The organism is Streptomyces sp. NPDC046712, assembly GCF_040645695.1.
Lineage (GTDB): Bacteria > Actinomycetota > Actinomycetes > Streptomycetales > Streptomycetaceae > Streptomyces.
In genome coordinates, this window is sequence record NZ_JBEYYW010000026.1 from 104,779 (window position 1) to 115,624 (window position 10,846).

The 10,846-nt window shown below is 72.8% G+C and carries 12 protein-coding genes and 1 pseudogene; 4 read left to right on the forward strand and 9 right to left on the reverse strand.

What is annotated here, in order from left to right; all coding sequences use genetic code 11:
* Window positions 1-5: 5 nt before the first annotated feature.
* Both ABZ939_RS28790 and ABZ939_RS28795 read right to left on the reverse strand, forming a co-directional pair.
* On the reverse strand, window positions 6-1,349 hold the full coding sequence (locus ABZ939_RS28790) for a serine/threonine-protein kinase (protein WP_361861289.1): 1,344 nt from the start codon (window positions 1,347-1,349) through the stop codon (window positions 6-8).
* A gap of 35 nt (window positions 1,350-1,384) precedes the next feature.
* Window positions 1,385-1,834 (reverse strand): hypothetical protein, encoded by a 450-nt coding sequence (locus ABZ939_RS28795; protein WP_361861292.1) that lies wholly within the window; start codon window positions 1,832-1,834, stop codon window positions 1,385-1,387.
* 96 nt (window positions 1,835-1,930) lie between these two features.
* Here ABZ939_RS28795 and ABZ939_RS28800 point away from each other — a divergent pair, with 96 nt between their 5' ends.
* Entirely contained in the window at window positions 1,931-2,500 is a 570-nt protein-coding gene (locus tag ABZ939_RS28800; RefSeq protein ID WP_361861295.1) for a helix-turn-helix transcriptional regulator, read from the forward strand.
* Window positions 2,501-2,532: 32 nt separating this feature from the next.
* On the opposite strand, the gene ABZ939_RS28805 is transcribed toward ABZ939_RS28800, so the two are convergent.
* The 3 genes from ABZ939_RS28805 to ABZ939_RS28815 all read right to left on the reverse strand — a co-directional run bounded on the left by ABZ939_RS28805 (window position 2,533) and on the right by ABZ939_RS28815 (window position 4,613).
* Complete coding sequence (locus ABZ939_RS28805) at window positions 2,533-2,853, reverse strand: hypothetical protein (RefSeq protein ID WP_361861298.1); 321 nt, start codon at window positions 2,851-2,853, stop codon at window positions 2,533-2,535.
* A 124-nt stretch (window positions 2,854-2,977) separates the two neighbouring features.
* The gene (locus ABZ939_RS28810; protein ID WP_361861300.1) at window positions 2,978-4,321 is read right to left on the reverse strand and encodes a CARDB domain-containing protein; all 1,344 of its coding nucleotides are present in this window, start codon (window positions 4,319-4,321) and stop codon (window positions 2,978-2,980) included.
* 115 nt (window positions 4,322-4,436) lie between these two features.
* Window positions 4,437-4,613, reverse strand: coding sequence for a hypothetical protein (locus tag ABZ939_RS28815; protein ID WP_361861303.1), 177 nt, complete (start codon window positions 4,611-4,613; stop codon window positions 4,437-4,439).
* 251 nt (window positions 4,614-4,864) lie between these two features.
* On the opposite strand from ABZ939_RS28815, the gene ABZ939_RS28820 reads away from it, so the two are divergent.
* Entirely contained in the window at window positions 4,865-6,928 is a 2,064-nt protein-coding gene (locus ABZ939_RS28820; protein ID WP_361861306.1) for a UvrD-helicase domain-containing protein, read from the forward strand.
* Here ABZ939_RS28820 and ABZ939_RS28825 read toward each other — a convergent pair.
* Window positions 6,925-7,608 carry an alpha/beta fold hydrolase gene (locus ABZ939_RS28825; RefSeq protein WP_361861309.1) on the reverse strand — a complete coding sequence of 228 codons (684 nt, stop codon included), beginning with the start codon at window positions 7,606-7,608 and terminating at the stop codon, window positions 6,925-6,927. The genes ABZ939_RS28820 and ABZ939_RS28825 overlap by 4 nt on opposite strands.
* Window positions 7,609-7,697: 89 nt before the next feature.
* Window positions 7,698-8,570, reverse strand: a complete 873-nt coding sequence (locus ABZ939_RS28830) for an aminoglycoside phosphotransferase family protein (RefSeq protein WP_361861312.1) — start codon at window positions 8,568-8,570, stop codon at window positions 7,698-7,700.
* An 83-nt stretch (window positions 8,571-8,653) separates the two neighbouring features.
* Between ABZ939_RS28830 and ABZ939_RS28835 the strand changes: the two genes are divergently transcribed.
* Window positions 8,654-9,391 carry an SDR family oxidoreductase gene (locus ABZ939_RS28835; protein WP_361861315.1) on the forward strand — a complete coding sequence of 246 codons (738 nt, stop codon included), beginning with the start codon at window positions 8,654-8,656 and terminating at the stop codon, window positions 9,389-9,391.
* Window positions 9,392-9,409: 18 nt separating this feature from the next.
* Here the strand turns inward: ABZ939_RS28835 and ABZ939_RS28840 are convergent, their stop codons facing one another.
* Both ABZ939_RS28840 and ABZ939_RS28845 read right to left on the reverse strand, forming a co-directional pair.
* The gene (locus ABZ939_RS28840; RefSeq protein ID WP_361861325.1) at window positions 9,410-9,844 is read right to left on the reverse strand and encodes a MarR family transcriptional regulator; all 435 of its coding nucleotides are present in this window, start codon (window positions 9,842-9,844) and stop codon (window positions 9,410-9,412) included.
* Window positions 9,845-9,946: 102 nt separating this feature from the next.
* Window positions 9,947-10,144, reverse strand: a pseudogene (locus tag ABZ939_RS28845) (helix-turn-helix domain-containing protein); the annotation flags it as partial.
* A gap of 233 nt (window positions 10,145-10,377) precedes the next feature.
* On the opposite strand from ABZ939_RS28845, the gene ABZ939_RS28850 reads away from it, so the two are divergent.
* Window positions 10,378-10,846, forward strand: a 469-nt coding sequence (locus ABZ939_RS28850) for a hypothetical protein (protein WP_361861318.1), incomplete at its 3' end; no start/stop codon positions are given.

Genomic DNA, 10,846 nt, shown 5'->3' on the forward strand with positions numbered 1-10,846 from the left:
CTGGGCTACGTGCTCGGCGTCCACTCGTAGCGGCGGGTGCCGGGCACGAGGGTGCAGAGCAGGGCGTGGCCCTCGGGGCTGAACCCCACGCCGAGGTACTCCTCGGCAGTGCAGGGTGTGTACGCCGTGGGGCCGTCGGGATCGGGCGGGCCGATGATGGTGTCCGCCGGAACCGTCCGGGGCGGCGGGCTCTCACCGCCCTTGTCCTCGGTACCGGTGGCGTTCAGCAGGATCGTGGCCGCCACCGCGGCCGCGATTCCGCCTGCCGCCCACGCGAGGTAACGGCGCCGGACGGGCCCCCGCGCGGGCGGGCCGGGCGGAACGGGTGGAACGGCCGGGGCGGGCGCGGTGACGGACCCGGCGGCGGGCACGGCTGGGGCAGGCGCGGTGACGGGCACGGCCGGAGCGGGCACGGCGGCGGGCACGGCTGGGGCGGGCACGGCTGGGGCGGGCACGGCCGGAACGGGCACGGCCGGAACGGGCACGGCCGGAACGGGCACGGCTGGGGCGGACGCGAACGGGGCCGCCTCGGCAGGCGGGGCCTCGCCGATCTGGTCCGGGACGACGAAGGGCTCGTCCGCCCAGAGCACCGGCCACCGCTCGGGGCCGAGTGCGGCCCGCGCGCGGGCGATCTCGTCGCGGGCCGCCGCGGCCGTCGGACGGTCCGCCGGGCGGTCGGCGACCATCGTGGCGACGAGGGCGGACGGGCCGCCCAGGGCGCGCAGGACGAGTCCGGCCGCGTAGACGTCCTGGGCGGGTGAACTGCCCGCCCCGGCACGGACCTCCGGTGCGAGGTAGTCCGGGGTGCCCGCCACGAAGCCGGGCGAGGTGAGCTGGAGGTACGGCAGTACCCGGGCCACGCCGAAGTCGCCGAGGAAGACGTGCGGGCGGCCCTCACCGGTCGCCGCGAGCAGCACGTTGGAGGGTTTCACGTCGCGGTGGCAGAGCCCGGCCGCGTGGACCGCCGCGAGCGCGTCGAGCAGCTGCTCGGCGATCAACAGACCGACAGCGGGAGGTAGTTCGCCGTAGTCTGCGAGCAGTCCGGCCAGGGTGCCGCCCCGGACGAGCGGGAGCACCAGCCAGGCCTCGCCGTCGCGGACGAACCAGTCGACCGGGGTGAGGACGTGCGGGTGCCCGAGGCGTACCGACTGTTCGCAGACGAGACGGAGCAGCGACTCGACGTCGGCGCTCCCGGACACCTTGACCGCGACCTCGCCGGTCTCCCCCACCGAGCCCGCCTCCGCGCGCGAGGCGCGCGTGTCGACGGCCCGCCAGACCGTTCCCTGCGCCCCGCGCGCGAGCGGCGCGACGAGCCGGTACCGGTCGGCGAGCATCCCCCCTGCTTCCACGCCGGGAAGCGTACTCCCTTGCGTGGAACGGACGTTCAGGATCCGGCGAGGGTGAGCACCACCGTCTCGCCGCTGGTCGTGATCTGCACGGCGTTCGCGCCCTTGGTGGCGGTGAAGGTGCCGGCGATGTCCACCACGGTGTAGCCGGATCCCTCGAGCGCCGAGCGGTACTCGTCCAGGACGCCGTCGGGGTTGGGCGTGCGATACGTCAGGACGTAGGCGCCGGCGCCCCCGGTCACGGAGGTCAGCTCGCCCGACGGCAGCGGCAGTCCGGCGGGCAGGTCCTTCGGCGGGGCCACCTTGCCCGAACCGGAGTCCGCGCCCCCGTCCGCACCGCCCTCGGTCGGGTCGGCGGCGGGGGCGGAGGTCGCGGGGGCGGTCGCCGTGCCGCCCTTGGCGTCGGAACCGTCGCTTCCGCAAGCGGTGAGCCCGAGACCGGCGACTAGGACGGCGGCAAGAAGTGAAGAGGTGCGCTTCCAGGGCATGGTGACGACCAATCAGCTAGTGGATGCCTTCGGCCAGAGATTGACACATGAAAACTTCCTTTGACAAGTGTCAATCGATCCTTCTAGCGTGCCCGTATGGACCAGACCACGACCGCCCGCAATCTGGAACTCCAGCGTCAGTGGTACGGCGCCCCTCTGGGCGAGCTCTGCCGGGATCTGTGCGCCCTGTTCGGGGTGACGCAGTCGGGTCTCGCGGAGATCCTCGGCGTCTCCCCGGCCATGCTCAGCCTCGTGATGCGCGGCCAGCGGGCCCGGATCGCCAACCCCGACGCCGCGGCCCGCCTCTCGGCCACCCTTCACCTCGCCCACGAGGTCCGGGCCGGCACGGTGCCGCCCGGGGCCGTGGCGGGACGGCTCGACGAGGTGCGTGCCAACCGGACGCCCGGGCAGGAGTCGATGGGCACCGCCGTGTCCGCGTCGCCTGGCGCCGAGGCCGGCGATCTCTCGCCCGACGCCGAACTCCGGTTCGTCTCGCGACTGCGCGACCTGCTCACGTCCACGGCCGGCGCGGTCGACATCCTGGACGCCGCCGACCTCGTCGCGACCCGCCATCCCGGCCTCGCCGAGATTCTGCGCACCTGCGGGGCGGGCCGTACGGACGAGGCGGTGGCCCTGGTGCGCCGCCTGACCACACCCGGTCACTGACCCCCCGGCCGCCGAAAACCGCCGGGACGCGGTCAGTCCATGAGGGCGACGAGCGGGGCGAGCACGGCGAGGGTGTACTCGGCGGCGACCGCTACCGCTCGCGCCCGGTACGTCAGCGTCGCGTGGGGCGCCGCGGCGGCGGCCAGTCCGGTCACGGCGCCGACTGCCAGGGTCCAGAAGGCCATGGTGACGAAGACGCCGCCGCGGCCGTCTCCGGAGATCGCGTCGCCGAGCACGACGATCATGGTCAGGACCAGAGAGAGGATCAGGGCGAGCAGGCCGCCGAGCGCGAGGAAGCGGAGCGCGCGGGTGGAGGGCGAGGTGGGCTCGGGGGCGTGGGCGGTCGTCGTCATGTGCCGATCACATCAGCCGGGGCGGGGCGGCGGCATGGGCCCTTGTACTCACCTCGGAGCCTGATCCGTACTCAGACCGAAGGCCCGGTCCATGTCACGGACCGGGCCTTCGGGGGTGCGGCCGTCAGACGGCCGGGTTGAGGACCAGCTTCGCCTTGTTGTTCGCGGCGTTCGGGTCGTGCGGGAAGCCGCTGCCGTACGACGGCTTCAGCGTGATCGCGCCCTTCGCACCGGTGACGACGGTGTCGACGCGCAGGTCGAACGGGAACGTCACGGTCTGCTTCTCGGCCACCCAGATCGGGAGCTGGCACAGGTAGCGCGGAGCGCCGGTGCGCTGCTCGCTCTCCCACCAGCCGCCGTCCGCGGTGCGCGGCTCGCAGGCGTCCGGCACGGCCGTGACGGTGGCGCCCCGCGGGACGGTGACGTCGACGGAGCCGACCGGCTCGCCGGAGCCGAGGTTGGCGATCCAGGCCGGGCCGCGGTTGCGGAAGGTCACGTCGGCGCGCACGGTCTCGCCGGCGGCGGCGGTGAGCCGCGCGCCGCGGACCGCGAAGTCGGCGGTGTTGGTGGCGCTGATCGAGGCGATCGCGCCGTGGCCCTCCGGCGACAGGTTCTCGACGCCACCGCCGGGCCGGACGCCCATGTCGATGCGCTCGGCGAACGCGAACGGTGCGACCTTCGCCTGCAGCGGCGACGGCAGGGTGAACGAGCCGCCCGGCTCGACGACGTCGTCGAAGGCGCAGTCCACCATGGTGATCGCCTTGATCGTGCCCTCGCCGAGCGGCGTGCTGGTGCACTGCGGGGCGATGGCGCCGACGTCGAGTCCGCGCGAGACGTAGAAGGAGACCTGGACGCCGTCGGCCCGCTCGTTGCCGTTGTTGACGACGGAGAACGGCACGGGCACGGTGCTGCCCGGCGTGACGCCCGACACCGGCGTGGGCTGGTTCAGGATCAGGTCGGGGCCGGAGGCGACCCGGACGGTGCTCCAGTTCTCGGACGCCGTGAGCACTCCGCCCTCGCCCGTCGTCGTGGCCGTCGCCCGGTAGGTGATCTGGCCGCCGGCGCCGACGTCCACCCCGGACGCCGCCCGGACCTTCAGGTGGACCTGGGCGAAGCCCGTCAGCGGGACCTCGGGGAAGGAGCACACGGCGGTCGTGCCGGTCGGCGCGCAGTTCTCGGGCCAGGTGACCTCGGCCAGGCCGGCCAGGCCGGAGACGTCGACGGTGAGCCGGCCGTCGGTCACGCGGTAGGTGTCGTTGTCGTGCGAGAGGCCCAGGGCGACGGTGGTGGCCGGGGTCTGCGTGCCGCTGTCGGCGGCCTTGGGCAGCACGACCTCGTACGGCGCCGTGATCCACAGCTGGTCGCTGTCGGCAGCAGCCGGGGTGGCAGCCATGCCGACCGTGAACAGACCCGCTGCGGTGACGCAGGCGCCGAGTCGTGCGACGCGGCCGGCGGAAGGCTTTCTCATGATCTCCTCTGTCCTCTGTGCTCCGTGGGGAGACGGCGGTGCGAAGAGGAGACCTCCGAGGACGGGTGAAAGTTGCACGGTCCGCCGACGCAATGTCGATCAGCCGGTCCGTCGATCAGCCCGAGTCGTACGCGGGCCGCGGGTTCCGCACCCCCGCCTCCTCGTCGTACGCGCCGAGCAGGACGACGCTCACCGCGGCGCCGCCGAAGGCGCGTATCGCGCGCAGGGCGAAGGCCAGGCGATGGAAGTGGGGGACGTGGGAGACACCAGGGGTCAGGCTCGCTGTGGTCATGGTTCCATGATGGATTTCGGACATACCGAACACATCGGCCCCGGGGTGGAACCTGGGTACGCCTCCGGTCGGACCCCGTCCCCTACGGGTCGTCCCGTCGCCCCGTCCCGCCCGTCCCTCCGCCCCGTCCCGCCCGTCCCGCCGCGAAAAACCATTCGCCCGCGGTGGTACGCGGAAGCTACACTCTCCGACTTCCCCGCCTCCCTCCGTGGAGAGTCGCCGTCCGGTCGGAAACCGGCGGCCGCCCTGACATGCCACCCCGCGTATCTGGAGGCCCCACCGTGTCCCCGTCCGACCCGCTCGCGCGCGAGCGCGCCCATCTCGCCGACTCCCGCGCCGCGCTGCGTGCCATGCGCGAGGACGCCGAGGCGCTCGACATCAAGGACGTCACCGCGAACTGGGTCAACGCCGTCGTCCTGCAGGCGCAGATCGAGGAGCGGATCAAGGCGCTGGCCGACCTCTCCCACACCCCGCTGTTCTTCGGCCGGCTCGACTACCTGCACACCACGCAGGAGGGGCAGCGCTTCTACATCGGCCGGCGCCACGTCCACGACGCCCAGGGCGACCCGATGGTGATCGACTGGCGCGCCCCGGTGTCGCAGCCGTTCTACCGGGCGTCGAAGAAGGACCCGCAGGACGTCGGGCTGCGGCGCCGGTTCGGCTACACCGGCGGCGAGCTCACCGCGTACGAGGACGAGCACCTCTCCGACCCCGAGGAGCTGGAGCGCACGAGCAAGCTGCTCCAGGCGGAGATCGAGCGGCCGCGCGTGGGTCCGATGCGGGACATCGTCGCCACCATCCAACCCGAGCAGGACGAGATCGTCCGCTCCGGGCTCTCGGGCACCGTCTGCGTGCAGGGCGGCCCGGGCACCGGAAAGACGGCCGTGGGTCTGCACCGGGTCGCGTACCTCCTCTACGCCCACCGGGAGCGGCTGGCCCGCACCGGCACGCTGGTCATCGGCCCGAACCGGTCCTTTCTGCACTACATCGAGCAGGTCCTGCCCGCGCTCGGCGAGTTGGAGGTGCGCCAGGCGACCGTCGACGACCTCGTGGCCCATGTCGAGGTGCGAGGGACGGACGAGGCGGCGACGGCGGTCGTCAAGGGCGACGCGAGGATGGCGGAGGTGCTGCGGCGGGCGGTCCGCTCGCACGTCACGCTGCCCACAGAGCCGCTGATGGTGGTGCGCGGCTCGCGCCGGTGGCGGGTCCCCGCGTACGAACTGGAGGAGATCGTCCGCGAGTTGCTGGACCGGGACATCCGTTACGGCGCCGCGCACGACGCGCTCCCGCAGCGCATCGCGCACGCGGTCCTGGTGCGGATGGAGCAGGCGGGCGAGGCTCCGGACGACCGCGTGCAGGACGCGGTGGCCCGCAACGCGGCGGTGAAGGCGGTCGTGAAGGCGGTCTGGCCCGCGGTCGACCCGGCGAAGCTGGTGCTGCGGCTGCTGAGCGACGCCGAGTTCTTGGCGGAGCACGCGGCGGACGTCCTGACGGAGGACGAGCAGAAGCTGCTGCTGTGGGCGAAGCCGGCGCGCAGCGTGAAGTCGGCGAAGTGGTCGGCGGCGGACGCGGTCCTGATCGACGAGGCGAAGGACCTGGTGGAGCGCACGCACTCGCTCGGGCACGTGGTCCTGGACGAGGCGCAGGACCTGTCCCCGATGCAGTACCGGGCGGTGGGGCGCCGCTGCACGACCGGATCGGCGACGATCCTGGGCGACCTGGCGCAGGGTACGACCCCGTGGGCGACGGAGAGCTGGGCCCAGGCACTCGGGCATCTGGGGAAGCCGGAGGCCGTGGTGGAGGAGCTGACCGCCGGTTTCCGTGTGCCGCGCGAGGTCATCGCGTACGCGTCCCGGCTGCTGCCGCACATGTCCCCGGGCCTGGCGGCCGTCGAGTCGGTCCGTGAGAACCCGGGCTCGCTGACGGTCCGGCCGACCGAGGCGGCGGAGCTCGACGCGGCGGTGGTGGCGGCCTGCCTGGAGTCCCTGGAGCACGAGGGCTCCATCGGTCTCATCGCCGCCGACGCGCGGATCGCGCCGCTCGCCGAGGCGCTGACGGCGGCGGGACTCTCGTACCTCTCCCCCGGCGAGGAGACGACGGCCGAGTCCCGGCTGACGCTGGTCCCGGCCTCGCTGGCCAAGGGTCTGGAGTACGACTACGTGGTCCTGGACGACCCGGCGGCGGTGGTGGACGGCGAGCCGGACGAACGGACGGGTTTGCGGCGGCTGTACGTGGCGCTGACGCGTGCGGTCTCGGGCCTGACGGTCCTTCACTCCTCGGCGCTGCCTCCGCAGCTGGCCCAGGACAGGCTCTAGGAGCGGAGGAAGGCGCGGACCCCCTGGGACACCGTGTCGTCACCGAGCAGGGCGTTGTGGTCGAGGCAGCCGGCGGCGTTGTTCGTGGCGCCCGTGAGCGGCACGCTGCTGTCGGGGTTGATGACCTCGTCGCAGTTCGACCACCACGTGGCGTAGCGCACGGCCCCGGGTGTCTCGTCGCCCTCCGCGAGCCGCTTCTGCACGTACGAGCCGGGGGTCATGTCGCGGCATGCCTGGTCCCACAGCGCGCAGGCCCACGCGGTGCCGGTGCCGTGGTTGGGGCCGGCGAGCGAGACCCAGTGGGCCACGGAGGACTGGCCCGCGCCGTCGAACTTCACGTACCAGCGGCTGACGAGGCTGCCGAAGGAGTGGGCGACGAGGTCGACCCGGCTCGCGCCGGTCTGCCGCTTGACGTTCTCGACGTAGGCGGCGAGTTCTCCGGCGATGACCTCGTTGACGGACCGGTGGGTGTCGTAGCCGAAGGAGAACAACTCGGCGTCGGTGTATCCCTCGGCCTTGAGGTCCTCGCGCAGGCCACCCCATACGCCGGGGTCGGCGTTGTAGCCGTGCACGAAGACAACGGGGGTGCGGGTGGCGGCGGCGGCCCCCGCGGGCGCCTGGGCGAGGAGGAGCGACAGCAGGGCGAGCAGCGGAACGATCGCAACACGAAGCCTCGACACGCTTCCCCCTACGAAGTGTTACGCACGAGTAGTCAGGAGCATGGTGGGGCCGGAGGACGTGAATGAACAGCCCTGTGCAGGCGCGGAGTTCAGGCCCCCGTCGTCCCGTACTCCGGCAGGGCCTGGAACAGCGCGCGGCGGGCGACCGCGGCAAGGACGGGGTTGGTGACGCGGTAGTAGTGCTCGGTCACCAGGCCCCAGCCGAGCGCCCAGCCCCGGCCCCGGGCCCACGTCGCGTCGTCGACCTGGGCGGCCTCGCGGAACAGCGGGCGGGTCTCGGGCGTGAGGAGCGTCCAGGCGGCCATCATGTCGCAGGCCGGGTCGCCGGTGCCGACGCCGCCGAAGTCGATGACGGCGCTGAGCCGCCCCTCCCGGGTCAGCAGGTTGCCGGGCAGCAGGTCGCCGTGTATCCAGACGGGCTCGCCGTCCCACTGCGGAAGGCGGAGCACCGACTCCCATGCCTCGGTCGCGGCGGCGCCGTCGACCGTGCCGTCGGCGCCGAGGTCGCGAAGGGCACGGTCGATGTAGTCGCCTGTCCACTCGGTGACCTTGCCGCCCCGGAAGGACTTCGGCCCTCCAGTGGCGTCCACGCTCCGCAGGGCCACGCCGAAGCGGCCCAACTCCACGGCGGCGTGGGCGAGATCGGCGAGGGGCTCGTCGAAGGCGTTGGCGCCGTCGAGCCAGCCGTACACCGACCAGGGCAGCGCGAAGTACTCCCCCGGGACGCCCGCGCCCAGCGGCACCGGAACGGGCAGCGGGAGGTGCGGGGCGAGGTGCGGCAGCCAGCGCTGCTCCTTGCCGATGGCCCGGGCGCTGTCGGCGGTCTTCGGCAGCCGGACGACCATCGAGTCGCCGAGGCGGAACATGTCGTTGTCCGTGCCCGCCGACGGCACGTGCGTGACGGGCAGTTCCGCCCACCGCGGGAACTGGGCGGCGATGAGTCTGCGCACGAGGTCGACCATGGCCGGGAGGGTAGCCAGCGGGGAGTCGGCCGGGCCATCGAATTACGGTGGGGGCGGCGCGACCGCGAGAAGGGTGGAACACGATGTCAGGGACGACCGTCGTCACCGGCGGCAGCCGCGGGATCGGCGCCGCGACCTGCGTACGCCTGGCGGCCGAGGGGCACGATCTGGTGCTCGGGTACGTACGCGACGCCGGCGCCGCCGAGGAGACGGCGCGGGCCGTCCGGGCGGCGGGCGCACGGTGTGTCGTGGTGCGGGCGGACACGTCGGTGGAGGCGGACGTGGAGCGGCTGTTCGACATGGCGGAGGCCGAACTCGGCCCGGTGACCGGCCTGGTCAACAACGCGGGCGTGACGGGCCCGCTGGGCCGCCTCGCGGACGCCTCGACCGAGGACCTGCGCCGGGTGGTGGAGGTCAACCTCCTCGGCTACCTGCTGTGTTGTCGCCGGGCAGCGCGTGACATGGCGGGGCACGGTGGTGGGGCGATCGTGAACATCTCCTCCGCCGCCGCCACGCTCGGCAGCCCCGGCGACTACGTCCACTACGCGGCGACGAAGGCGGCGACCGACGCCCTGACCGTGGGCCTCTCCAAGGAGCTCGGCCCGGACGGCATCCGGGTCAACGCGGTCGCCCCGGGGATCGTCGAGACCGACATGCACGCGACGATGGGCGACCCCGACCGCCCGGCGAAGGCCGCGGCCACGATCCCCCTGGGCCGCCCGGGCCGCCCGTCGGAGATCGCGGCGGCGGTGTCCTGGCTGCTCTCCCCGGACGCGTCGTACACGACGGGCGCGATCCTGAGGGTCTCGGGCGGCCGGTAACCCCGCCGGGCGCGGTCCTCAGGCAGTGTCCTCCGAGGGCGTTTCGGGCTTGGTGTGGAGGATCTCGCGGGCCTGCTCGGCGGCGCGGGCGGTGCTCTCGGAGACGAAGTCGAGGAAGCGGGCGACGTTTTCGAGGCGGGTGCCGGCCGGGGTGTGGGGGCCGAGGACGCCGACGCCCTGCCGTGCGGTCTCGACGAGCTGGGCGGTGGCGCGGGCGCTGGCCATCATCGACTCGTACCAGATGTTGTCGTCGACGATGTAGCGCTCGCGGCGGCGTTCGTCGCGTTCCCTGCGGACCATGCCCTGGTTCTCGAGGAACGCGATCGCCTTGGAGACGGACGCCGGGCTGACCTGGAGGCGCTGGACGAGTTCGGACGCGGTGAGGCTGCCGGAGTCGGTGAGGGTGAGGCAGGCCATCACCCGGGACATCATCGTGGGCATGCCCGACGCCATGATGACGGTGGTGAACAGCTCCTCGTACTCGCGCACCGCCTCGGCGTCGCGCCCATGGGGCTGCGCGGGCGCCTGCGGGTCCCGGGGCGCGGCCTGCCTGCGGCGGTGCGCGCGGCGTTCGGTGGCACGGTGGGCCAGGTCGGCGCGGTAGGCGGTCGGGCCGCCGTTGCGCATCACCTCACGCGTGATCGTCGAGGTCGGACGCTCGAGGCGGCGGGCGATCTCGGCGTAGGGGAGGCTGTCGGCCAGCCCCAGCGCGATCTGCTGGCGTTCCTGCTGGGTGAGTCTGCCTCCCGGCATCGCGATCTCCTTGGTGATCCTTCGTGGCGGTCCTGACCCCACTATAGCGTTCACTCTCTACCCATTGCAATGCACAGCGAATCTGTCGTTGCGTTACTTTCTAGCCCGTTGCAACAATTTCCCCGCGTTGACCTGCATTGATAGTGATTCTGCGCAACGAGTTCGTTGCGCGATACTCGAATGCAACGTAGCTTTTCCGTCATCGGAAACGACGACACGCACAGGAGAGCATGATGCAGAAGTTCGACACCACCGCCCCGATCGCCGCCGTCCTGCACATCCCCGCCGGACGCATCCGCCTCGTCGCCGCCGACCGGGCCGACACCACCGTCGAGGTCCTGCCCGCCGACGCCGCCAAGAGCCGCGACGTCAAGGCGGCCGAGCAGACCGACGTCACCTACGCCGACGGCGTCCTGCGGATCGAGGCCCCGGCGGCGAAGAACCAGATCCTCGGCAACTCCGGCTCCGTCGAGGTCACCGTCCATCTGCCCGCCGACTCCCGCATCGAGGCCAGGACCGGCAGCGCCGAACTCCGCACCGCCGGACGCCTCGGCGACATCGCCTTCGACGGCGCCTACCGCCACATCACCATCGACGAGGCCGCCGGCGTCCGCCTCACCGCGATCGAAGGCGACGTCGAGATCGGCCGCCTGACCGGCCCCGCGGAGATCACCACCGCACGAGGCGACATCCGGATCGCCG

What these genes read in the sequence shown, in the direction of transcription:
- ABZ939_RS28795 (WP_361861292.1), bottom strand. Translation starts at nt 1,834, where the DNA reads ATGCCCTGGAAGCGCACCTCTTCACTTCTTGCCGCCGTCCTAGTCGCC.
- ABZ939_RS28800 (WP_361861295.1), top strand. Translation starts at nt 1,931, where the DNA reads ATGGACCAGACCACGACCGCCCGCAATCTGGAACTCCAGCGTCAGTGG.
- ABZ939_RS28805 (WP_361861298.1), bottom strand. Translation starts at nt 2,853, where the DNA reads ATGACGACGACCGCCCACGCCCCCGAGCCCACCTCGCCCTCCACCCGC.
- ABZ939_RS28810 (WP_361861300.1), bottom strand. Translation starts at nt 4,321, where the DNA reads ATGAGAAAGCCTTCCGCCGGCCGCGTCGCACGACTCGGCGCCTGCGTC.
- ABZ939_RS28815 (WP_361861303.1), bottom strand. Translation starts at nt 4,613, where the DNA reads ATGACCACAGCGAGCCTGACCCCTGGTGTCTCCCACGTCCCCCACTTC.
- ABZ939_RS28820 (WP_361861306.1), top strand. Translation starts at nt 4,865, where the DNA reads ATGCCACCCCGCGTATCTGGAGGCCCCACCGTGTCCCCGTCCGACCCG.
- ABZ939_RS28830 (WP_361861312.1), bottom strand. Translation starts at nt 8,570, where the DNA reads ATGGTCGACCTCGTGCGCAGACTCATCGCCGCCCAGTTCCCGCGGTGG.
- ABZ939_RS28835 (WP_361861315.1), top strand. Translation starts at nt 8,654, where the DNA reads ATGTCAGGGACGACCGTCGTCACCGGCGGCAGCCGCGGGATCGGCGCC.
- ABZ939_RS28840 (WP_361861325.1), bottom strand. Translation starts at nt 9,844, where the DNA reads ATGGCGTCGGGCATGCCCACGATGATGTCCCGGGTGATGGCCTGCCTC.